Source organism: Brevundimonas sp. (assembly GCF_013912065.1).
Lineage (GTDB): Bacteria > Pseudomonadota > Alphaproteobacteria > Caulobacterales > Caulobacteraceae > Brevundimonas.
Genome location: NZ_JACESA010000002.1, coordinates 251837 through 273354, shown reverse-complemented (window position 1 = coordinate 273354; position 21518 = coordinate 251837). Strand labels below are relative to the sequence as shown.

The following is a 21518-nucleotide window of genomic DNA, read 5'->3' as shown; positions in this document are numbered from 1 at the left end:
CATGGCTTTGACCGGACGCGCCTGGGCCGTCGGCCTGCTGATGACGGCGGCGCCCGCCGTGGCGCAGGCCCAGTCCCCCGCAGCAGCGGCGGCCGCCTCCAGTCCGGCGGGCGACATCCTGTTCGATAGCCGCCTGCGCTATGAAGACGTCGGCCAAGACGGGCTCGACGACGCCACGGCCTTGACCCTGCGCGCGCGCCTCGGCTGGCGAAGTCCGGTCTATTCGGGCTTTCGCCTGTTGGTCGAGGGCGAGGCGGTCACCGCCTTGGTCGACGACTATAACGACACGATCCACGGCCCTGCGCACCGAGCGGTCGTGGGCGATCCGGAGGCCCTTGAGCTGAACCGGCTGCAGATCGCCTGGACCGGCCTGCCCGACACCGAGGTGGTCTTCGGCCGCCAGCGGATCGTGCTCGGCGCCGCCCGCTTCGTCGGGAATGTCGGTTTCCGCCAGAACGAACAGACATTCGACGCCGTCAAGGTGACGACCAAGGCGTTCGAGCCCCTGACCGTCACCTGGGCCTGGATCGACAAGGTTCATCGCGTCTTCGGCGACGACAGCCCTGTCGGGGAATGGCGCTCGGACAGTCATTTGATCAATATCGAGGCCCCCACTCCGGCGGGACGGCTCACGACCTATGGCTATCTACTGGACTTCGCCGACGCGCCCGCTCAATCCTCGGCGACCTGGGGCGCACGACTGGAAGGGAGCCGGCCCCTGTCTCCTGAATGGTCTGCCCTTTACGCCCTCGAATACGCCCGCCAGTCGGAATACGGCGCCAATCCAGCCCGGTTCGATCTCGATTACGGGCAGATCTCCGCAGGACTAAAGCGCGGCCCTGTGACGGGAACGCTGGCGCTCGAGCGGTTGGATGGCGACGGCGTCCAGGCCTTCCAGACGCCCCTGGCCACCCTGCACGCCTTCCAGGGCTGGGCCGACGTCTTTCTGACCACGCCTCCCAACGGTCTGCGCGACGTTTCCGCCACCATCAGCTACACAGTGGCCCGACCGCCGCTGGGACGCAGCGCCGTCTTGACCGCCGCCTGGCGCGACTTCCAGGACGCAGACGCCTCGGTCCGCTACGGCCGGGAGCTCGACGTATCGGCCAGACTGACGCTGGACGCGCGGTGGGCGCTGGAGGTGAAGGCCGCCCATTTCGATGGAAGCCAGGTCGCCTTCGCCGACCGCGACAAGGTCTGGGCCGCCGTCGACTACCGGTTCTAGATCCATGACGGGACAGGACGCGCGGACAAGCCAGACCTCTCTGATCGAACGGCTGCCTCCCGAGCTGGTCCATGAACCGTTGAACTGGTTGTTCGCCGAACACTATCGCCATCGCCAGCTCTGCCAACTGATCGAGCGCGTCGGAACCGCGACCGTCCTGCTGGGCGACGAGGCGCAGGAAATCCTGGACTTCCTGCGCCACGACATGCCGCTGCACGTCATCGACGAGGAGGACGACCTTTTTCCGCTGCTGCGTCGGCGGTGTCAGCCCGCCGACGAACTCGACGCGGTCCTGGGCGCCCTGTCCGCCGAACATCGCGACGACCTGACCCACGCGCAGACCTTGATCGACCGGCTGCAAAAGGCCTTGATGGACGGTCGGGCGCCTGGCCATGATTTGCAGACGCGACAGCTGTTCGTCGATTTCGCCGCGCGTGAACGTCGCCATATTGCGCTGGAGAACGCCGTGGTCCTGCCCATTGCCCGCCTGCGGCTGACGGCGGCGGACCTCCGATCGCTCAGCATCCGTATTGCGGCGCGCCGGGGCGTCCTGCTGGAGACGCCCATGGGCGAGACCGCATCATGATCGAGGATCTGCTTCGCAACAATCTGGCTTGGGCGGCGACGCGAACCCGACTGGATCCAGAGTATTTCCGTCGCCTGTCGGCGCAACAGTCGCCGGAATATCTTTGGATCGGCTGCTCCGACAGCCGGGTGCCCGCCAATGAGGTGGTCGGACTGCAGCCGGGCGAACTGTTCGTCCATCGCAATGTCGCCAATCTGGCGCCGGCCCAGGACATGAACCTGCTCGCCGTACTCCAGTTCGCCCTGGAGTCCCTGAAGGTCCGGCATATCATCGTCTGCGGCCATTACGGGTGCGGCGGGGTTCGCGCCGTACTCGACGGCCAGAGGCACGGGGTGCTCGATCATTGGATGCAACGCGTCCAGAGACTGTGCGAGGACCACGCCACAGACCTAGAGGCCATCCATGACGCCGAGACCCGCGTGAACTTCATCTGCGAGAAGAACGTCCTGGCTCAGGTCCGTGCTCTGTCGCGCAATCCCTTCGTCACCGACGCCTGGCGACGCGGCCAGGTCTTGTCGATTCACGGCTGGATCTATTCCATACGCGACGGACTGGTGCGCGATCTCGAGACGACGGTCAGCAGTCCCGCCGAGGCCGCAAGTCTGACCGCGCCGCCGGCGCTCGTGCCTCGCACCCGGCGCGCCAAGCCGCCCCGGCCCCGTCCGCGCGAGGTCCCATGAGCCCCGTCGTTGTCGCGGTCCTGGCCGGCGGGGCCGGCCGAAGAATGGGGGGCGACAAGCCGCGTCGGCGGCTGAACGGGCTGCGCCTGCTCGACCATGCGCTGAACAAGGCTCACGCCCTGGCCGGGACGGTGATCCTGGTGGTGCGCGATCCCGCTCAGGCGGACGGTTTCGTCGAGACGATCGTGCTCGACGCGCCGGATATCGACGGCCCCCTGGCGGGCCTGTTCGCGGCCCTGGTCTGGGCGGCGGACGCCGGCTTCGACCAGGTTCTGACCCTGGCTTGCGACATGCCCCGCGTGCCGGGCGATCTGCTATCGCGGCTCCAGTCCGCCCTGACGGCCGAGTCGGGCGTGGCCGTGGCCGCAAGCGGGGGCCGGCTTCATCCGGTCTGTGCTCTGTGGCGCACCACCGCCGTCACGGTCCTAAGGCGCCGGGCCGACGAGGGCCGGCTGTCCCTGCAGGGCCTCAGCGAGGCCGTGGGCCGCGTCATCGTGGACTGGCCTGCGGAGGACGACGACGCCTTCGTGAACATCAATACGATTGACGACCTGGCCCTGGCTGAAGCCGCCCTGCCCGAACACGGCTGATCCAGACGGACACACGGTCGGTCACCACGGCCGCGCCGAACCGGCTGCGGCGACGTCGGCGCCGACGGGCGTTTCCGCCACAGCGGCTTGCCGACCAACGGCCTGGCCGATCAGCATCAGGGTCGGCGCGTCCTCCGCCAGGGCGCCGACGGTCAGGGGCAACAGGTCCAACCGCGTGAACAGCAGTTTCTCGTCCGCCAGGCTGACATTGACGGCGACCAGCACGGGCGTATCTCCCGCCATGCCCTCCGCCATCAGGCGCCGCTTCAGTTCCGGCGCGGCGGCTCGTCCCATATAGACGGCCAGGGTGGCGCTGGGATCGGCGAGCGCGGCCCAGTCCATGTCGAGGGCTTCTCCGGCGCGGGCATGGGCTGTGACGAACTGAACCCGCCGCGCCACGCCCCTCAAGGTCAGAGAGACGCCGGCGCGGGCGGCGGCGGCGCTGGCCGTCGTAACCCCCGGCGCCACATGGACGCGCACCCCATGCGCCTGAAGATGAGCCATTTCCTCGGCGGACCGGCCGAACATCGACGGGTCGCCGCCCTTCAGCCGCACCACCCGTCGGCCTGCCAGGGCGGCCGCCAGCAGCAGATCGTTGATGCCGCCCTGGGGCTTGGAATGGGCGCCGGCCCGCTTGCCCACGCAAACGCGTTCGACCGCATCGGGAATGAGCGCCAGAACCCCCGGCCCGACCAGGGCGTCATAAAAGACGACGTCGGCGGCGCGGATCAGGCGTTCGGCCTGTCGGGTGATCAGGTCGGGATCGCCCGGCCCGGCTCCGACCAGCCAGACCTCGCCCCCGATGGACCCGCCGGCCTTGATAGAGGTTCGACGGGGAAAGGCGGCGTGAGACGGATCTGTGCGGGTCATGGACGGTCGCCCTCCTAGGCGGCAAGCAGTCTGGCGATGGCGGGGCGGCACGAGCCGCAGTTGGAGCCGGCGGACAGGGCCGCGCCGACCTCGGCCACGCTCGTCAGCCCCTGTTCGGCGATGGCGGTCAGGATGGTCCGGGCGCCCACGTCGAAACAGGCGCAGACGACCGGCCCGCGATCCACGGCCGCCCCCGGCGCTCGCCCGGCCAGGAGCCCGGCGGTCTCAACCGTCTCCGACAGCTGGGCCAGCAGCCAGTCCCGCGCCGGAAGTCGCCCGTCGCGCGCGACAAACAGCGCGCCCTGAAGCCGCCCGTCCTTCAGGACGCCGATCCGCAAGGTCCCGCGCGCCGGGTCCACGGCCGTCATCCGCTCCCCGTCCGGCAGCAGGGCCTCCAGGGCGTGCGGATCGCCGTTCCCCGCCAGTTCGAACAGTCGGCCGCCGGGGGCCGTCACCGCCGCCCACCAGACACAGTCCGGCTGAACCCCGGTCTCCCCCCGCAGGATCAAGAAGGCGCGCCAGTCGGTGTGAAGCCGGGTCACGGTCATGGCCGTTCGTTTGAACCCCGGCTGGCCCGACACGGGGTCCGCCGCAGGATCGGCCAGCCGCCCCGTCCGCCCCCCCGACGCCGTCCGGTCCGTCCAGTGGATCGGCGCGAAGGCCTCGCCCGGTCTCTGGGCGTCGGTGATTGCAAGACGGAAGACGCTCTCGCCCTGCGCCGTCCGCACGACGGCCAGATCCCCGTCAGCCAGGCCGAACCGCGCCGCGTCGTCGGGGTGTAGCTCGACCAGGGGTTCGCGACGGTGCTGGGACAGGCGCGGCGACAATCCGGTGCGGCTCATCGTATGCCACTGATCCCGATAGCGTCCGGTGTTCAGGATCAGGTCGTGGTTCACCAGCGGCTGTTGGCGCACCGCCACCAGACGGGCCCGGCCGTCCGGCGTCGAAAAAGAACCGTCCGCGAAGACGCGATCGGCGCCCCAACGGACGGGCGTCATCCGGTCATAGGCCGCCGCCTCCAGGCCGATCAGCGGCGACAGGTCCAGACGCCGACGCCCGTCGTTCTCGAAGGCGGTCAGTCGGCAATGTTCGTCGAACACCTCGGCCGGCGTGGTCCAGGCGAAACCGGACCCGTGCCCCATCCGACGCCCCACGTCCGCGAGGGTCCGCCAGTCGGGCCGCGCCTCGCCCGGCGGAGGGAAGAAAGGTCTCTGGCGGCTGATCATGCGCTCGGAGTTGGTGACCGTCCCGTCTTTCTCCCCCCAGGCCGCCGCAGGGAACCGCACATGGGCCAGGCGGCCGGTGTCGGTGTCGGCCATCACGTCCGAGACGACGACGAAGGGACAGGCCGCCAGGGCGTCGCGGACCGCGCCGGCGTCGGGCATGCTGACGGCCGGATTGGTGGCCATAATCCACAGGGCCTTGAGCCGACCGTCGCCGGCGGCCCGGAACAGATCCACGGCCTTCAATCCGGGGACGGCCGCCAGGGCCGGGGCGCCCCAGAACCGCCCGACGCGATCCCGATGGTCCTCGGCGAAATCCATATGGGCGGCCAGGGTGGAGGCCAGCCCCCCGACCTCGCGCCCGCCCATGGCGTTCGGTTGTCCGGTGATGGAGAAGGGCGCCGCGCCGGGCTTTCCGATCCGACCGGTCGCCAGATGAAAATTGATGATGGCGTTGGCCTTGTCGGCGCCCTGGGTCGACTGGTTCACGCCCTGACTGAACAGGGTGACGGTGCGGGGATGACGGGCCGCCAGATCGAAGAAGGCGTCGAGGACGACAGGATCGAGACCGCAGGCCGCCGCGGCGGCGCCCGGGTCCGCGTCCTCCGCAATCCCCTCCCAAAAGCCTTCAGCGGTGAGGACATGGGCCGCGATATAGGCCTCATCGACCTGCCCTCGTGCACGAAGCGCCGCCAGAAGACTGTTGAAAAGTCTGACGTCTGTTCCGGCGCGAAGGGGCAGATGCAGATCCGCCATCTCAGCGGTCTCGGTGCGGCGCGGATCGATGACGACAAGCTTGACGCCGCTTCGCGACCGGGCCGCCTCGATCCTTTGCCAGACCACGGGATGGCACCAGGCGGTGTTGGAGCCGACCAGCACGATCAGATCGGCCGCCTCCAGGTCCTCGTAACAGGCCGGCACGACGTCCTCGCCGAAGGCCCGCAGATGAGCCGACACCGCGCTGGACATGCAAAGTCTTGAATTGGTGTCGATATTGGCCGAGCCGATAAACCCCTTCATCAGCTTGTTGGCCACATAATAGTCCTCGGTCAGAAGCTGGCCCGAGACATAGAAGCCGACGCTGTCAGGGCCGTGCTCGGCGACGGCGGTCGCGAAACGGTCCGCCACCAGATCCAGCGCCTCGTCCCAGGCGGCGCGCCGGTCGCCGATCATCGGGTGCAGCAGCCTGCCGTTCAGTCCGACCGTCTCGCCCAGATGTGTGCCCTTGGAACACAGCCGCCCCCTATTGGCGGGGTGGTCGCGGTCGCCCGCGATGTCCACCGTGCGCTCGCCCGTGACGCGCGCGACCACGCCGCAGCCGACGCCGCAATAGGGACAGGTGGTGCAGACGGGCCGGGTCACCTCAGGCGAGGACCGGGCTGGACGTCGCAATCAGCACCCGCCCGGCTTCGATCCTGACCGGGATCGTCGGGGTGCAGCCGCGATCCGGCGCCTGCGCTTCGCCGGTGGCCAGGGCGATGCTCCAGTTGTGCAGCGGGCAGGCGACGCTGTGGCCGTGGACGATACCCTGGCTCAGCGGGCCACCCTTGTGGGGGCAACGATCGATCAGGGCGAAGACGGCGCCGTCGCCTGTGCGGAACACCGCGATCGCGTCTTCACCCACCGTAACCGTGCGGGCGCCGCGCAGGGGGATCTCCTCGACGGCCCCCGCATCCATCCATCGCTCCGCCCGCATCACGCCGTCTCCGCCAGGACCAGGGGTTGGTGAAGTTCGCGATCGACCCCGCTCACTCGTGCGGCCCAGGGATCCTCCTGGCTGAAGCTCTGGGCGTAGAGGAAGCGTGCGGCCAGGGCGTCGCGCCCCTCGGCGTCCTCGACGATCCGGGCCTTGATCCACTCCAGTCCGACGCGTTCGATCCAGGGCGCGGTGCGCTCGAGATAGCGGGCCTGTTCGCGGTAAAGCTGGATGAAGGCGGCGCAATAGTGCAGCGCCTCGGCCTCGGTCGCGACCTTGCACAACAGATCGGTGACCCGAACATGGATGCCGCCGTTGCCCCCGACATGGAGTTCATAACCGCTGTCGACGCAGATGACGCCGAAATCCTTGATGGTGGCCTCGGCGCAGTTGCGGGGGCAGCCCGACACCGCGATCTTGAACTTGTGGGGCATCCAGCTGCCCCAGGTCATGCGCTCGGCCTGGATGCCCAGACCGGTGGAGTCCTGGGTGCCGAACCGGCACCAGTCCGACCCGACGCAGGTCTTCACCGTGCGGAGTGATTTGCCGTAGGCGTGGCCCGACACCATGCCTGCGGCGTTCAGATCCGCCCAGACCGCCGGCAGATCCTCCTTCTTGATGCCAAAGATATCCAGCCTCTGGCCGCCGGTGACCTTGACCAGGGGGGCGTCGTATTTCTCGACCACATCGGCGATGGCGCGCAGTTCGCGCGGATTGGTGACCCCGCCCCACATCCGCGGCACCACCGAATAGGTCCCGTCCTTCTGGATATTGGCGTGCAGACGTTCGTTGACGAACCGGCTTTGCTGGTCGTCCACATAGTCTCCGGGCAGGGCGCACAGCAGATAATAATTCAAGGCCGGACGGCACGACGAACAGCCGTCGGGCGTCGTCCAATGGAGTCTTTGCATGACCTCAGGGATTGTCCGCATCCCTTGGGCCACGATCTCCCGACGCACGTCGTCGTGACCGAAGCTGGTGCATTTGCACAGGGTCCGAACGGCGCGCTCGCCCGCATAGTCGTCGCCCAGGGTCACCGCCAGCAGGGTTTCCACCAGACCGGTGCAGGAGCCGCAGGAGGCCGACGCCTTGCAGCCGCCGCGAATGGCGTCCAGCGTCGCCGCGCCGCCCTCGATTGCGGCGACAACCGTCTTCTTGGACACGCCGTTGCAGCCGCAGATCTCGGCTTCGTCCGAGAGGGCTGCAACGGCCGCCCTAGGGTCCGGCGGCCCTCCTCCCAGGGCGAAGGCCTGACCGAAGATCAGCATGTCGCGGACCGACGAGATGTCCTCGCCCCGTTTCATCAGGTCGAAATACCAGCCGCCATCGGCGGTGTCGCCGTACAGGACCGCGCCCGCGATCCGGTCCTCGCGCACCACCACCCGCTTGTAGACGCCGCGCGACGCGTCCCTCAGGACGATGTCCTGCGCCCCCTCGCCGCCCGAAAAATCCCCAGCGGAAAACACGTCAATGCCGGACACCTTGAGCTTGGTCGAGGTCACCGAGCCACGATAGCCCGTATGACGATCCGTCAGTCCATCGGCCAGGGCGCGACACATGTCCCACAGGGGGGCGACCAGGCCATAGACCTGACCGGCGTGTTCGACGCATTCTCCGACGGCCAAAACCGCCGGGTCGGAGGTGACCATATGGTCGTCCACATGAATGCCGCGCCCCACGGCCAGTCCGGCCGCACGCGCTAGACTTATATTGGGTCGGATGCCGACCGCCATGACGACGAGGGACGCCGGGATCAGCCGACCGTCCTTCAGTCGCACCCCCTCGACGCCGACGTCGCCGACGATCTCCGCCGTATCGCCGCCGGTCAGGATGGTCTGCCCCCGGGCCTCCAGCGCCGACTTCAGCAGCCAGCCGGCGGCCTCGTCCAGCTGCCGTTCCATCAGGTTCGGCATCAGATGGATGACCGTCACCTTCATGCCCCGCAGGCTCAAGCCGTGCGCCGCCTCCAGGCCCAGAAGGCCGCCGCCGATGACAACCGCGTCCCCGCCCTGCTGCGCGGCGGCGACCATCCGGTCGACGTCGGCCATGTCGCGGAAGCTGATGACGCCGTCGAGGTCGTGACCCGGCACGGGGATGATGAAGGGGTCCGATCCGGTGGCGATCAGCAGACGATCATAGCCGACGGTGCGGCCTGACTTCGCGGTCACGGTCCGGGCGGCGCGATCGATCGCCTCGACGGGATCCGACACGATCAGTTCGATGTCATTGTCGGCGTACCAGGCGCGGTCGTTGATGACGATCTGATCGAAGGTCTTCTCGCCCGCCAGCACGGGGGACAACATGATCCTGTTGTAGTTCACATGGGGTTCGGCCCCGAAGATGGTCACCCGGTATCGGTCTGCGTCGCGCGCGAGAATTTCCTCCACCGCCCGGCAGCCGGCCATGCCATTGCCGACGACGACCAGATGCTCCCGGGTGTCCCGGGTCGCGCCCGTGGACCGCGCCAAGACCTTTGCAAAACCGTCCATTCGACGCCCCAAACGAAAAAAGCCGCCATGCAGACGCTGGTTTCCCAGCGCCTGCATGGCGGCTTTGCCAAATCTCGATCACCCCCACCGATCCGGTCAGGGCGCGAAAACCGGGACTCCCCATCGATGGAGGGTTCCGACCAATCCGAGGCGTCCTTGCCTCAGTTCGATGAGGTTGACTCGTTTCTCCCTGCTCGGCAAGGGGTCATTTTGCATCGCACAAAGAGGTTTTTGTCCGCGATCAGGCGGCGGCCTCGGCGAAGCTTTCGACATAGGCCTCGATCCGGTCGGGATCGAAGGGCCGGCCGTCGAAGAAGTTCCCGACCGCTCCGGCCCCGTCCCCGCCTGGAACGGCGCGACGATACAGGTCCGGACGGAAGACGGCCGCAGAGGCCGCGCGCGCCGTTTCGGACGCCTCGATCATGCCCCAACGCACGAACTGCGAGTAGATCCACAGGCCATGATCGATCGCCGGCGCGGTGGCGGCTTCGCGGTGCAGCATGAGGAAGTCCGCCTCGGCCACGGGCGCTTCCCCCTGGCCGAGCACCAGTCGCCCGGCCAAGGCGCGCTCGATCACCGCCGCCGACTGGTTCACATAATTGGGCGCCGCCAGCAGTCGGGCCAGGGCGGGGCGATTTTCCGGCGCGTCGCACCAGGCGGCGGAGCGGTCCAAGGCGATCAAGAGCCGGTTCAGAACCTCCGGATTGGCCTCGGCCCAGTCGGCGCGCGCGGCCAGGACCTTTTCCACCCCCCGGCGCCAGAGCCGTGATCCGAAGGCGGCGATCTGGCCCAGGCCTTCGTCCACGGCGAGACTGCTCCAGGGTTCGCCCGCCATGAAGCCGTCGATCTCGCCGGTCCGCAACGCCTCCACCATCAAGGACGGCGGCGCCACCCGCAGGGTCAAGTCCCGATCGGGATCCACCCCCGCGAACGCCAGCCAGTAGCGCAGCATGAGGGCGTGGCTGGAAAACCGATGAACCACGCCAATGATCGGCTTGCGACGGTGCATGCCGATGGCCGAAGCGAAGTCATGGGCGGTCGCGACAGGATCCTCGACCCGATGCGCCAGCACCGGGTCCAGGGCTGCGGCGAACTCATGCGACAGGGTCAAGGCGTTGCCGTTCATCCCCAGCCGGAAGGGCGCCACCAGCCGGGTCGGCTGTTGGCTGAGCCCCAAGGTCACCGCCACGGCCAGAGGCGCCAACATGTGCGCCGCCTGAACCTGGCCGTAGACCAGACGGTCTCGAACTGTGGCCCAGGAGGTGTTGCGGACCAGCGTCAGGTCCAGCCCGGCCGCTTCCGCGAAACCCATCTCCTTGGCCGCGACCAGCACCGCGCTGTCGGTCAGGGGCAGAAAGGCGATTGAAAGCGGCGTCATCGTCCGGTTCCCTTGGGTGGGTCGATCAGGGCGTAGGCGGTGATCAAGGCTTCGGCAACCTCGACGATGCGGCGGCTCTGGTTCATGGCGGTGGAGCGCAGCAAGGCGTGGGCGTCGGGCTCGGACAGACCGCGACCCTGCATCAGCAGGGTCTTGGCCTTATCGATGGTCTTGCGGTCGGCCAGGGCCGTGACCGCGTCGTCCCGCTCCGCCCTCAGGATGTTGAAGGCGTTGAACCGGCGGATCGCCAGCTCCAGGATCGGCTTCACCCTTTCCTTCCTGAGACCATCGACGACATAGGCCGATACCCCTGCGTCAATGGCGGCGCCGATCATCGCATCGTCCGACCGGTCGACGAACATGGCGATGGGTCGAGCCAGGGCGCGGCTGACGGTCAGCATTTCCTCGAGCGTGTCGCGGCTGGGATCGCCCAGATCCATCAGCACGATGTCGGGCGCCATCCGTTCCAGACGCGCGACGAAACCGCCGTGGGGCGCCACGACCTCGATATCGATGTAGCCCGCCTCGGCCAGCCCCTCTTTCAGGATGGTCGCGCGCAGGCCGGTGTCGTCGACGATGGCGATACGCAATTGTGATGTTCCCCGACGCGAGTAAGCGGCGCCCTCCGTCAAGAGTCTAGACGGGCCGCGTCGAGCGCGACCGGGACGACGATCATTTCGCAACCTGTTGCATTCAGGGCATCCTGCTCGCGCCTCGCCCGCTCAGACGCCGCAGGATTGCCGGCATACAGTCTCACGACGCGTTCGCCTTGAGTCCAATGTTCGACCATCAGACGGCAGGCTTCGGCGGGGCCGGCGTCCGCCAGGTTTCGCCGAGGCGCATCACGTCGCGCCCGCGCCAGGACGAGCTCCGAGACCTCCGGGTCGTAAAGGATGACATCGGCGTCCTGCATGATCCGCAGCGCCTTGAGCGTCAAAAGTTCCGGATCGCCCGATCCGGCCCCCAGACCATACAGACTCCCCGCCTCCGGCGCCGCCGCCTCTATAAGCCGCATCATCTCGGCGCGGGCGGCCGATATCCGCCCTTGTCCGACCAGATCAACGGCCAGACCGCGAAACGCCCGTTCCCAGAACCGTCGCCGCGCCATGAAGTCCGGAATGCCCGTCTTGACCTGGTCACGAATCTCGCCGGCGATCTCGGCGAGGGGGCCGAGCGCTTGGGGCAGTATGGCTTCGATACGGCTGCGCAGGTCCCGCGCCAGGATCGGCGCGGCGCCGCCGGTCGCGATGGCGACGACGATCGTATCCCGGTCGATCAGGGCCGGCGTCTGGAAATCGCTCAAGGCCGGCCGGTCCACCACATTGACCTGGGCGCCCGCCGCCCGCGCATCGCGGGCGACCGCCTCGGCCTCCTCCTCCTGCTCCAGAGCGATGAAGACCAGCCGCGCCTCCTGAAAATCCGCCCGCGTCGGCGCGCGAGCCCTGGGCGTGGGCGCGTTCGCCGGCCGGCGATCCCCGTCAGGGGGGCCGCCGGGGGTGAACCAGACCAGTCGGGCGGGCGAGCCGACGAACAGCCGCAGTTTCGCCAGCGCCGCCTCCCCGTCGCCGACCACGACGACAAGCGCGTCATGCAAGGGTATGCCGGCCAGAAAGACCCGCATCAGGCGGCGTCGGCGTGAGCGCCGTGCTCGTAGTCCGCCAGGAACTGAAGCACTTCCTCACGATAGGCGTAGAATTGCGGATGATCCAGCAGGGCGCGGCGGTCGCGCGGACGCGGCAGATCGACCTCCAGCACCTTGCCGATGGTGGCGTTCGGCCCGTTGGTCATCATCACCACCCGATCAGCCAGCAGGATCGCCTCGTCCACGTCATGAGTGACCATGACGGTCGTGACCTTGGTGCGGTTCCAGACCTCGACCAGCACGTCCTGCAGATCCCAGCGCGTCAGGCTGTCCAGCATGCCGAACGGCTCGTCCAGCAGCAGCAGTCGGGGCGACAGGGCGAAGGCGCGGGCGATGCCCACCCTCTGGCGCATGCCGTTGGACATATCGGCGGCCATCTTGTTCATGGCGTCGCCCAGGCCGACCCGTTCCAGATAATAGGCGACGATGTCGGCTCTCTCGGCGCGGGTGGCGTGGGGATAGACACGCTCGACCCCCAGGGCCACGTTCTGGCGCGCCGTCAACCAGGGCATCAGGGACGGCGATTGGAACACCACCGCCTTGTCCGGTCCCGCGATCTCGATCTCCCGACCGTTCAACACGATGCCGCCGTCAGAGATCGGATTGAGACCGGCGGCCATGGTCAGAACCGTGGACTTGCCGCACCCCGAATGCCCGATCAGCGAGATGAACTCGCCGCGGTCCATCAGCAGATTGACCTTCTCGACCACCGTCAGCGGGCCCTTGGGCGTCGGATAGACCTTGGACAGGTTGTAGAACTCGAGATAGCGGCGATGGATCGGACTATAGGCGGCGTCCTGATAGGCCTTGGGCGGCGCCAAGAGATCGAGCGGCGCCACCGTCGGCAGGTCGATCACGTTCGAAGCCGCCGCCTCGCGCGCCCCGCCGGCGAGACGCCCCAGATAGCCGACGATCTCGTTTCTCAGCGTCTTATAGGCCTCGTCATGGTTCAGCTCGGTGCGGTCCCGCGGCCGCGCCAGGGCCACCTCGAAGATTCGGCCGATATGGGCGTGGGGCGCCGGCGTCAGGACCGCGACCCGGTCGGCCAGCAACAGGGCCTCGTCCACGTCGTTGGTCACCAGGACGATGGTGCGTTTCTCCTGGCGCCGGATCCGCTCGATCTCGTCCTGGAGCTTGGCGCGGGTCAGGGCGTCCAGCGCCGACAGGGGTTCGTCCAGCAGCAGGATCTCGGGTTTTGTCGCCAGAGCCCGCGCCACCGCCACGCGTTGGCGCATGCCGCCCGACAACTGCGCCGGCTTGCGATCCAGCGCATGGGCCAGTCCCACCAGGGCGACCGTCGCGCGCACCAGTTCGACCCGCTCCGTCTTGGGCATCGTCAGGTGAACGGCGTCGACCGCCAGCCTGACATTCTGTTCCACAGTCAGCCAGGGAAACAGCGAATAGCTCTGAAAGACGACCCCGCGATCCGGTCCGGGGCCGGCGCAGGGCCGGCCCTTGATCAGGATGTCGCCGCTGTCCGCCTCGATCAGCCCGGCGATGGCGGACACCAGGGTCGTCTTGCCCGCGCCCGAGAAGCCGAGAACGGCGACGAACTCGCCTTCCTGAACGTCCAGTTCCACGCCGGACAGGACGTCGGTGCGTATACCGTCGGCCCCCAGATAGGATTTGCTCAGTCCCCGCAAGGACAGGATCGGCGCGCTCATTTGGCGTGGTTCCGCGAGGCGAGGGCTTGCAGGGCCATCATCAACCGATCCAGCAAGAAGCCGATCAGGCCGATGACGATGACCGCGAACATGATGCGGGCCAGCGACTGCTCGCTGCCGTTCTGGAACTCGTCCCATACGAACTTGCCCAGTCCGGGGTTCTGCGCCAGCATCTCAGCGGCGATCAACACCATCCAGCCGACGCCCAGCGACAGCCGCATGCCCGTGAAGATATAGGGCAGGGCCGAAGGCAGGATCAGGCGTCTCAGCCGGGCGAAGGGGCTGAGGCGAAGCACCCGTCCGACATTGAGCAGATCCCGGTCGATCGAGGCGGCGCCGACGGCCGTATTGATCAGGGTCGGCCACAGCGAACACAGCATCACCACGACCGCCGAAATGACGAAGCTCTTGGGCAGGGCCGGATCCGGGCGGGTCATGGTCGCCGACACCACCATGGTCACGATCGGCAGCCAGGCCAGCGGACTGATCGGCTTGAAGATCTGCACCAGGGGATTGAAGGCGGCGTTGAACCCCTTGGATAGGCCGCAGACCAGGCCGAGCGGCACGGCGACCACCGTCGCCAAGCCGAACCCGAAGGCCACCGTGAACAGGGAGGTGAAGATCTGATCGATGAAACTGGGCGATCCGGCGTAACGGAAATCGCGAACCTCGCCCCCCCGTCCGGCGGCTTCCAGTCCGGCATTACGCTCGGACTGGGCCGCATAGAAGGCGGCCCGATCGGCCTGGCCGGCCTGCCACTCCTCGGCCAGGGCGACGCCCTGCGCCGCGACCGCCACGGGCCCGGGAAGGGCGCCCAACGAGGTCTTCACCATAGGAGCCGCCATGGCCCACAACAGGATGAAAATCCCGATGCCCGCCAGGGGCGGAACCAGGGCGCGCAATCTGGCCCCCAGCTTGACTCCAAGCCCGGCGGCGAAACGGACGAGCCTGGACGCTCTCCCCTCCTCCGACGCCGAACGGGTGTCGGACGCGGCGTCCTCGGACGGCGTCCGACGCGGCGCCGTCTCGGACGGTATGCGACCGATGACCTTGGCGGGCGTTTCACCGTCGGGCGCGACCTGGTTCGTCAGCATCAATCTTCTCCCCTTTGCGCGATCAGGCCGGCGAGACGCCGGAGGCGGCGACCCGCTGACCCTGTTTCAGACCGATGGCGAACTTGGCCAGATAGGCGTTGGGCGCGCGCCCGTCGTAGGCGACGCCGTCGATGAAGCCGGTCTGCACCTCTTTGAAGCCGTCCGTCTCCGGGACGGACTCGGCCGGGATCACCCCCTCGGCGACCAGCGCGCGCGCGGCGGCCAGATAGAGGTCGGCGCGATAGACCGCCTGAGCGGTTTCCAGGTACCAGGCGTCGGGACGATCCTCGGCGATCTGGCCCCACCGGCGCATCTGAGTCAGTTGCCAGACCGCGTCGGAAGCGAACGGATAGCCGGCGAAGCTTCCGAAGAAGATGTTGAACTCCGGGGCGGGGCGGACATCGCCGGGCGCATAGGTGAACCGCCCCGTCATGGAGGCGGCGATCACGTCGGCGTCGGCCCCGACATAGTTGGAGCGGGCCAGGATCTGCACCGCCTCCGGGCGATTGGCGCCCTGGTCGGCGTCCAGCCACTGCTGGGCCTTGATCAGGGCGCGGATCAGGGCGGTGGTGGTGGCGGGATAGGTCTCGGCGAAGGCCCGGGTCATGCCCAGGACCTTCTCGGGATTGCGGGGCCAGATGTCGTGATCGGCGATGAGGGGCACGCCGATCTTCTTCTTGACGGCCGCCTGGTTCCAAGGCTCGCCGACGCTATAGCCCTCGATGGTGCCGGCTTCGAGGGTGGCGGGCATCTGGGGCGGCGGCGTGACCGACAGCTGGATGTCCGCGCCGGTCGTGCCCGCCACGTCGCGCGGCAGATAGAAGCCGGGATGGATCCCGCCGGCCGCCAGCCAATAGCGAAGCTCGTAATTGTGGGTGGAGACCGGGAAGACCATGCCGAACTTGAGCGGACGCCCCTCGGACCGGAAACGCTCGACGACCGGCTTCAGGACGGCGGCCGAGATCGGATGCAAGGGCTTGCCGTCGGCGCCCTTGGGCAGGGTCGGCGCGATCTGCGCCCAGATCCGGTTCGACACCGTGATGGCGTTTCCATTCAGGTCCAGGCTGAGCGGCGCGATCAGGTCGGCCTTGGTGCCCAGACCGATGGTCGCCGCGATCGGCTGCCCCGCCAGCATGTGGGCGGCGTCCAACTGACCGCCGATCACGCCGTCCAGCAGGACCTTCCAGTTGGCCTGAGGTTCAAGGGCGACGTTCAGGCCCTCCTCAAGAAAGAAGCCCTTTTCCTTGGCGATCGCCAGGGGCGCCATATCCGTCAGCTTGATGAAGCCGAGTTTGAGGTTGGGCTTTTCGACCGCCCCCGCCGGCGTCGTGGCGCCGTTCGAACGCGGCTCGCTCTCGCCACATCCGGCGAGGCCCGCTGCGGCGCCGGCCAGCAGCGCGCCGCCGGCCATCAGGAATCTGCGCTTGTCCATCACCTTCATCCCCCGCCATGTTTGGTGGCTTGTTCAAACCCGGTGCGGATCGCGGACGCACGAAAGCCGCCTCGACACGCTCATGTCAGAGCGCCCCGGGCGGCTTCATTGCCGAAATCTGCTGAATGTCCGGCGCGTCTCCCCTCATTGAGGACGCCCCGTTACGCGCAGCGCTTTAGGACGCCGCCCGACATTGCTGGCATGGAATGTTGCATCGCACAAGGGGTCAGCGAGATTTGTCGGGGCGCGCTGGCCGAAGCGCGAAAACCGGGGCTCGGGTTCGCCAACGGGACAGACCCCGCCATGGAGCTGAGGATCAAATCGAACGTGATTTGTTCAGGCGCAAGCCCAGCGCGGGGATCAGGCGGCATTCTGCTCGGATGACCCAGACCTCTCATTTTCAGCAACTCGTCGCCGCCGCCTTGGCCCAGCAGACCCCGCACCGCCTGCTTTTCGTCTTCGCCGCCGTGGCCTTGCCGGACGCCCCGACGCCCGAGCAGCGCGAGCGTCATCGCCTGGGTCGGGGTGGAACCCTGACCCCCTTGATGTGCGTGGACAAGGCGCCAGAGGACCTGGCGGGCTTCGACGTTTTCGCCGCCGAAGCGGCGACGGCCGGACCGCCCTGGGGCCTGGTGTTCGCCGCGGCCCTTGCCGGGCGCGACGGATACGCCCCTGTCAAGCCCGACATAGACCGGGCGCTCGAAAACATGGTCGAGGCTGTCAACACCGGGGCCATCCAGCGCTTCCTCGCCTTCGACACCGCCGGCGACCCCGTGGTTTTCGACTGAATCGGATGCGGCTATCGGCTCGCCGCAGCGTGCGTTGCGGCGCTGGACCCGTTCACGCCGTCCTCGGCGAGGCGTCTCAGCGCGGCGGGATCCAGCACCATGAGACGGCGTCCTGTCGTCTTTAGCCAACGGGACTTTTCCCATCCGGCGATGATGCGGCTCGCCGTATACAGGGTCGTACCGGCGAACTCGGCGACGTCCTGGCGGCGCAGCGGGATCGTGATGGCGGCGGCGTCTTGAGGACGACCGGACGGGTCCAGAAGCCGCAGAAGGGCCAGGGCGATGCGCTGGTCAGCACGCAAGAAGGACTTCTCCCTTATCCGCTCCTGCAATTGCGCCAAGCGCGTCCCCAGAATACGAATGACGTTCACCGCAACCACGGGGTCGCGTTCCATAATGCGGAACAGCACCTCGCGGGGCCAACTCAGAACCACGACCGCCTCCAGAGCCACAATGTCCGCCGGAAAGCGCCCTTGCGCAAAGAGCGCGGCCGTTGCGAACATGTCGCCGGGTCCCAGAAATCGGATCAGCGCCTGCCCGCCGTCGGCGCCGGTCTGGATCAGACGGGCGCTGCCGCGGCTCAGCGCATAGGCCCGCTCCACCTTCGCGCCCTGTTCGCCGACATAGGCTCCGGCTCGATGATGATCGACCCGGACAGCCTCGGCGAGATCGGCGCACGTCGCCGAAGCGGCGCCCCGGAACAGATCCAAACCGGCGATGGTCTCGCTCCGGACGGGGTCGGACATGGGCCTGTTCCTCTCCTGCGGGCCCGGATCGACACCGGACCGGGCGGACTTCTCGCCGCAGTTTGCGCTGGCGCAATAAAGCGCCGTTCGGCATGCTTTAGATGAAAACGGGTCGCATTAGCAAATCGAGACCCGCCGTGCCCCTCCCCGTTCCGCTCTCCCAGCCGTTCTTACCGCACGGCGTCGCTCGTCTCGCTCTGACCTGCAGCGCTCTCGCGCTCGGCTTCGCTCCGGGCCTTGTCACCGCGCCCGCCCAGGCGCAGTCCGCCACGCCGGGCTTTGTGGAAGATGTGGTCGTCATCGGCCGCCGCGCCTCGGCCGCCGAACGCTTGAACGCCACGGGCGGCGCAACAGGGCTGATCGAGGCGGATGACCTGCCGCAAAGCGCCAATCTGACGATTTCACGCGCCCTCGCCTTCGCGCCGGGCGTTGTCGTGCAGGACTTCTTCGGCGGAAACGATCAGCCCCGCATCCAGATTCGCGGATCCGGCCTGCAGCAGAACCCCGTCGAGCGCGGGGTGCTGATGCTGCGCAACGGCCTGCCGGTCAATCGCGCCGACGGCTCCTATATCGTCGGTTTCGCCAACCCCGCCGAGGCCCAGTCGATCGAGATCTTTCGCGGTCACGCCGCGAACCGGCTCGGCGCGACGGTGCTCGGCGGCGCCTTGAACCTCATCTCTCCGACGGGACGAAGCGCGCCCGGGCTGCGCCTCAAGGCCTCCGCCGGCGACTTCGGCCAGATCGGGACGGGCGCCTCGGCCGGTTATGTCCACGACACGATCGACGCTCTGCTGCGCGTTGACCACACCGAGCGGGACGGTTCCCGGACTTATAACGGCTCGAGTCGATCGGCTGTGGGCGCCAACTTCGGCGTGAGACTGTCGGATCGGGTGACAGTGCGCGCCTTCGCCAGCTACGCCGACCTCGGCTTCGACGTCGCCGGTCCCTTGACCCGCGCCCTGCTCGACAGCGGCTCGCGCAGCGTCTTCACCGGCCCGACCGTGACGCCGACGGGCGCCGTCAATCCAGGCCCCAATGTGGTGCGCGACCAGCCCCGTCGCGAAGCCACGCAATTCCATGCGGGGGTTCGGGCCACGGGCGTGATGGACGCCCATCTGATCGACGTCGCCTTGGGTTATGCCCAGACCGACGACATGTTCCGGTTTCCGATCTCGGCGGGCGTGCGCGACACCCGCGGCGACGACGCCACCGTCGTCGGCCGTTACGCCTATGCGCCCGATCCTGCGCGCGCCATCCCCTTGTTCGAGGGCACGCTGCAATGGGTGACCGGAACCGCCGACCGCGACTATTATCTCAATCTCTCAGGACTCCGAGGCGCGCAGTTCGGCCGCAATCGACTGAAGGCGGACACCCTGTCCATGAACGGCGGCTTCAACCTCCCGCTCGGACGGACGCTCACCCTGTCGCCTTCGGCGGCCTGGTCGCGCGCCACGCGCGACAACCAGGACCGCTACGCGCCGTCCACGCGGCCGACGGCGGCCTATAGTCCCGCCAATCCCGGCCTGGCTCTGCCGTTCGGCGCCGTCCCCACGGTCGGGTCCAGCTATGAACGAACCTACGAGGGTTGGAGCCCGGCCCTCGGCCTGACCTGGCGGCCGGACCACCGGCAAACCGTCTTCGTCTCGGCCAATCAGACCTTCGAACCGCCGACGCACGATGATCTGTTCGCCACCGTCAACGGCACGCCCAACAGCAGTCCGGGACGCCCCAATCCCGCCGCGCCCAATCAGGCCGCAGCCGTCTTCGCCACCCCCGCGCTCAAGCCGCAGCGAGCGACGACCGTAGAAATGGGCTGGCGCGGTCGAGCCGGCGCCTGGACCTGGGACGCCGTCGCCTATCACGCCTGGGTGCGCAACGAGCTCCTCAGCCTGCGCGACGAAACCGGCGTGTCATTGGGCGCGGTCAATGCGCCTCACACCCGTCACCTGGGGCTGGAGCTGGGACTGAGCTTACGGATGACGCCGGACCTGACCGGACGCCTCGCCTATACCTGGCAGGACTTCCGCTTCCACGACGATCCTCTGCGCGGCGACAATCATCTGGCCGGCACGCCGCCGCATTGGGTCCAGGCCGGTCTGGACTGGCGGCCTGGGCCGGGTTGGCTGCTGCAAGGCGGGGTGCGCTGGGTTCCGGAAAAAACGCCGATCGACAACCTTAACACCCTCTACAGCGACCCTTACGCCGTCTTCGACCTGCGGGCCGAGCGCGAGATCCGCGACGGCCTGGTCGTCTTTGCCGAAGGCCTGAACCTGTTCGACGAAACCTACGCCGCCTCCACCCTCGTCGTCGACCAGGCGCGCGCCGATCAGGCGGTTTTCCTTCCCGGCGACGGTCGCGCCTTCGGCGCGGGCGTGAGCCTCAAATTCTAACCTCGCAAGAAAGACCCTATCATGAAGCGCTTGTCTTTGTTCGCCTTCGCCGCCGTCGCATCGGCCGCCCTGCCCCTTTCCGCCGCCGCCCAGGCCCGGCGGCTGGACGTGGATCGCCTGCCGTCTTCGGATGTCGCCGGCGCACGCCGCACCCTCGTCGCCCTCGACGCGCAGGGCCGTCCCGCCGTCATGCTCCTTCGGATCGAAAAAGGTCAACTTCTGCCGCCGCACGGCGGCGAAGGGGGACTGCGGCTCATCACGGTCGTGTCCGGCCATCTGTCCTGGGGCGACGGCGGGATCGTCGATCCGGCGGCGGAGCGGGTGTTTGGTCCCGGCAGCCTGATCGTGCTGCCTGTGGTCGGGGGCGAACACTGGGCCGCTGCGCGCCAAGACGATGTGCTGCTCCAGATCACGCCCCTGCGCGACGGGTCCATTGCCCCTGACTCCGCCAGAGAAGCGCCTTGACCAGAGGCGCGCCCGACCGAGCTTGACGATCAGAACAAGGACAAACTCTCATGGACGAGCTGGCTCTCGCGCGCGTGATTCACGTGCTGGGCGTGGTGATCTGGATCGGCGGCGTATCGATGGCCACCACCGTTGCGCTTCCCGCCATTCGCAGGGGGCTTCTCGGCGCCGACCGCCTGGCGGCTTTCGAAGCCTTCGAGCGTCGCTTCATCTGGCAGGCGCGCACGGCCGTGGCGCTTGTCGGCCTGTCGGGCGTCTATCTCGTTGAGCGGATGGCGCTGTGGGACCGATTCAGCGACCTACGCTTCTGGTGGATGCACGCCATGGTGTGCGTCTGGGCCGTGTTTGTCCTGCTGCTGTTTGTGGTGGAGCCCTTTCTGCTCCACCGCTTCTTTCCGGCCTGGGCCAAGCGCGCGCCGGATCAGGCGTTCCGCCTGCTGCACGCCGCCCATATGGTGCTGCTGGTCCTGGCCTTGACGACGGTGTTCGGGGCGGTCGCCGGCAGTCATGGCTGGCTGTTCTGATGCACAGGAAGGCCGGCGGCGGCGTCGCCGGCTTTT

Annotated in this window: 19 protein-coding genes; 8 read left to right on the top strand and 11 right to left on the bottom strand. The window is 68.0% G+C overall.

Translation table 11 applies throughout. The features are described 5' to 3' along the window. Position 1: 1 nt before the first annotated feature. Genes H2037_RS03175 through H2037_RS03160 form a run of 4 tightly spaced genes read left to right on the top strand, consistent with a single transcriptional unit; the run spans position 2 to position 3081 of the window. Positions 2 to 1225 carry a hypothetical protein gene (locus tag H2037_RS03175; RefSeq protein WP_292117606.1) on the top strand — a complete coding sequence of 408 codons (1224 nt, stop codon included), beginning with the start codon at positions 2 to 4 and terminating at the stop codon, positions 1223 to 1225. 4 nt (positions 1226 to 1229) lie between these two features. Beyond that, positions 1230 to 1811, top strand: coding sequence for a hemerythrin domain-containing protein (locus H2037_RS03170; RefSeq protein WP_287926171.1), 582 nt, complete (start codon positions 1230 to 1232; stop codon positions 1809 to 1811). Then, positions 1808 to 2491 carry a carbonic anhydrase gene (locus tag H2037_RS03165; protein ID WP_008258838.1) on the top strand — a complete coding sequence of 228 codons (684 nt, stop codon included), beginning with the start codon at positions 1808 to 1810 and terminating at the stop codon, positions 2489 to 2491. The genes H2037_RS03170 and H2037_RS03165 overlap by 4 nt, the downstream gene beginning before the upstream one ends. After that, positions 2488 to 3081, top strand: a complete 594-nt coding sequence (locus H2037_RS03160; protein WP_292117604.1) for a molybdenum cofactor guanylyltransferase — start codon at positions 2488 to 2490, stop codon at positions 3079 to 3081. Before H2037_RS03165 ends, H2037_RS03160 begins: the two co-directional genes overlap by 4 nt. A gap of 21 nt (positions 3082 to 3102) precedes the next feature. Here H2037_RS03160 and cobA read toward each other — a convergent pair whose 3' ends face one another. The 10 genes from cobA to H2037_RS03110 form a co-directional block, all read right to left on the bottom strand. Further along, the gene (gene cobA, locus H2037_RS03155; protein ID WP_292117601.1) at positions 3103 to 3951 is read right to left on the bottom strand and encodes a uroporphyrinogen-III C-methyltransferase; all 849 of its coding nucleotides are present in this window, start codon (positions 3949 to 3951) and stop codon (positions 3103 to 3105) included. 14 nt (positions 3952 to 3965) lie between these two features. Continuing rightward, a complete protein-coding gene (locus H2037_RS03150; protein ID WP_292117599.1) occupies positions 3966 to 6566 on the bottom strand; it encodes a nitrate reductase in 2601 nt (866 codons plus the stop codon). Beyond that, complete coding sequence (nirD, locus tag H2037_RS03145; RefSeq protein ID WP_008260425.1) at positions 6538 to 6852, bottom strand: nitrite reductase small subunit NirD; 315 nt, start codon at positions 6850 to 6852, stop codon at positions 6538 to 6540. Before nirD ends, H2037_RS03150 begins: the two co-directional genes overlap by 29 nt. 17 nt (positions 6853 to 6869) lie before the next feature. Beyond that, positions 6870 to 9359: a nitrite reductase large subunit NirB gene (gene nirB, locus H2037_RS03140; RefSeq protein ID WP_050771652.1), complete on the bottom strand. Its 2490-nt coding sequence runs from the start codon at positions 9357 to 9359 to the stop codon at positions 6870 to 6872. Between the two features lie 241 nt (positions 9360 to 9600). Then, on the bottom strand, positions 9601 to 10737 hold the full coding sequence (locus H2037_RS03135) for a CmpA/NrtA family ABC transporter substrate-binding protein (RefSeq protein WP_008259029.1): 1137 nt from the start codon (positions 10735 to 10737) through the stop codon (positions 9601 to 9603). Continuing rightward, the gene (locus H2037_RS03130) at positions 10734 to 11327 is read right to left on the bottom strand and encodes an ANTAR domain-containing protein (RefSeq protein WP_008262932.1); all 594 of its coding nucleotides are present in this window, start codon (positions 11325 to 11327) and stop codon (positions 10734 to 10736) included. The genes H2037_RS03135 and H2037_RS03130 overlap by 4 nt, the downstream gene beginning before the upstream one ends. Positions 11328 to 11365: 38 nt before the next feature. Continuing rightward, positions 11366 to 12358: an SAM-dependent methyltransferase gene (locus tag H2037_RS03125; protein ID WP_292117590.1), complete on the bottom strand. Its 993-nt coding sequence runs from the start codon at positions 12356 to 12358 to the stop codon at positions 11366 to 11368. After that, the gene (locus H2037_RS03120) at positions 12358 to 14043 is read right to left on the bottom strand and encodes a nitrate ABC transporter ATP-binding protein (RefSeq protein WP_287926152.1); all 1686 of its coding nucleotides are present in this window, start codon (positions 14041 to 14043) and stop codon (positions 12358 to 12360) included. The genes H2037_RS03125 and H2037_RS03120 overlap by 1 nt, the downstream gene beginning before the upstream one ends. Further along, a complete protein-coding gene (locus H2037_RS03115) occupies positions 14040 to 15137 on the bottom strand; it encodes an ABC transporter permease (RefSeq protein WP_287926149.1) in 1098 nt (365 codons plus the stop codon). Before H2037_RS03115 ends, H2037_RS03120 begins: the two co-directional genes overlap by 4 nt. Before the next feature lie 22 nt (positions 15138 to 15159). Beyond that, positions 15160 to 16569, bottom strand: a complete 1410-nt coding sequence (locus tag H2037_RS03110; protein WP_292117585.1) for a CmpA/NrtA family ABC transporter substrate-binding protein — start codon at positions 16567 to 16569, stop codon at positions 15160 to 15162. 380 nt (positions 16570 to 16949) lie between these two features. Between H2037_RS03110 and H2037_RS03105 the strand changes: the two genes are divergently transcribed. Continuing rightward, a complete protein-coding gene (locus H2037_RS03105; RefSeq protein ID WP_292117582.1) occupies positions 16950 to 17357 on the top strand; it encodes a ribonucleotide reductase subunit alpha in 408 nt (135 codons plus the stop codon). 11 nt (positions 17358 to 17368) lie between these two features. Here H2037_RS03105 and H2037_RS03100 read toward each other — a convergent pair whose 3' ends face one another. Further along, positions 17369 to 18103, bottom strand: coding sequence for a Crp/Fnr family transcriptional regulator (locus H2037_RS03100; protein ID WP_292117581.1), 735 nt, complete (start codon positions 18101 to 18103; stop codon positions 17369 to 17371). A 137-nt stretch (positions 18104 to 18240) separates the two neighbouring features. Between H2037_RS03100 and H2037_RS03095 the strand changes: the two genes are divergently transcribed. Genes H2037_RS03095 through H2037_RS03085 form a run of 3 tightly spaced genes read left to right on the top strand, consistent with a single transcriptional unit; the run spans position 18241 to position 21482 of the window. Continuing rightward, the gene (locus tag H2037_RS03095; RefSeq protein WP_292117579.1) at positions 18241 to 20493 is read left to right on the top strand and encodes a TonB-dependent receptor; all 2253 of its coding nucleotides are present in this window, start codon (positions 18241 to 18243) and stop codon (positions 20491 to 20493) included. Positions 20494 to 20514: 21 nt separating this feature from the next. Further along, a complete protein-coding gene (locus H2037_RS03090; protein ID WP_287926132.1) occupies positions 20515 to 20958 on the top strand; it encodes a hypothetical protein in 444 nt (147 codons plus the stop codon). Between the two features lie 50 nt (positions 20959 to 21008). Next, a complete protein-coding gene (locus H2037_RS03085) occupies positions 21009 to 21482 on the top strand; it encodes a hypothetical protein (RefSeq protein ID WP_287926129.1) in 474 nt (157 codons plus the stop codon). Positions 21483 to 21518: the final 36 nt, after the last annotated feature.

Coding starts and splice junctions, on each gene's coding strand:
- H2037_RS03175 (WP_292117606.1), top strand. CDS start 2: ATGGCTTTGACCGGACGCGCCTGGGCCGTCGGCCTGCTGATGACGGCG.
- H2037_RS03170 (WP_287926171.1), top strand. CDS start 1,230: ATGACGGGACAGGACGCGCGGACAAGCCAGACCTCTCTGATCGAACGG.
- H2037_RS03165 (WP_008258838.1), top strand. CDS start 1,808: ATGATCGAGGATCTGCTTCGCAACAATCTGGCTTGGGCGGCGACGCGA.
- H2037_RS03160 (WP_292117604.1), top strand. CDS start 2,488: ATGAGCCCCGTCGTTGTCGCGGTCCTGGCCGGCGGGGCCGGCCGAAGA.
- cobA (WP_292117601.1), bottom strand. CDS start 3,951: ATGACCCGCACAGATCCGTCTCACGCCGCCTTTCCCCGTCGAACCTCT.
- nirD (WP_008260425.1), bottom strand. CDS start 6,852: ATGGATGCGGGGGCCGTCGAGGAGATCCCCCTGCGCGGCGCCCGCACG.
- nirB (WP_050771652.1), bottom strand. CDS start 9,359: ATGGACGGTTTTGCAAAGGTCTTGGCGCGGTCCACGGGCGCGACCCGG.
- H2037_RS03135 (WP_008259029.1), bottom strand. CDS start 10,737: ATGACGCCGCTTTCAATCGCCTTTCTGCCCCTGACCGACAGCGCGGTG.
- H2037_RS03125 (WP_292117590.1), bottom strand. CDS start 12,358: ATGCGGGTCTTTCTGGCCGGCATACCCTTGCATGACGCGCTTGTCGTC.
- H2037_RS03120 (WP_287926152.1), bottom strand. CDS start 14,043: ATGAGCGCGCCGATCCTGTCCTTGCGGGGACTGAGCAAATCCTATCTG.
- H2037_RS03115 (WP_287926149.1), bottom strand. CDS start 15,137: ATGCTGACGAACCAGGTCGCGCCCGACGGTGAAACGCCCGCCAAGGTC.
- H2037_RS03110 (WP_292117585.1), bottom strand. CDS start 16,569: ATGGACAAGCGCAGATTCCTGATGGCCGGCGGCGCGCTGCTGGCCGGC.
- H2037_RS03105 (WP_292117582.1), top strand. CDS start 16,950: ATGACCCAGACCTCTCATTTTCAGCAACTCGTCGCCGCCGCCTTGGCC.
- H2037_RS03100 (WP_292117581.1), bottom strand. CDS start 18,103: ATGTCCGACCCCGTCCGGAGCGAGACCATCGCCGGTTTGGATCTGTTC.
- H2037_RS03090 (WP_287926132.1), top strand. CDS start 20,515: ATGAAGCGCTTGTCTTTGTTCGCCTTCGCCGCCGTCGCATCGGCCGCC.
- H2037_RS03085 (WP_287926129.1), top strand. CDS start 21,009: ATGGACGAGCTGGCTCTCGCGCGCGTGATTCACGTGCTGGGCGTGGTG.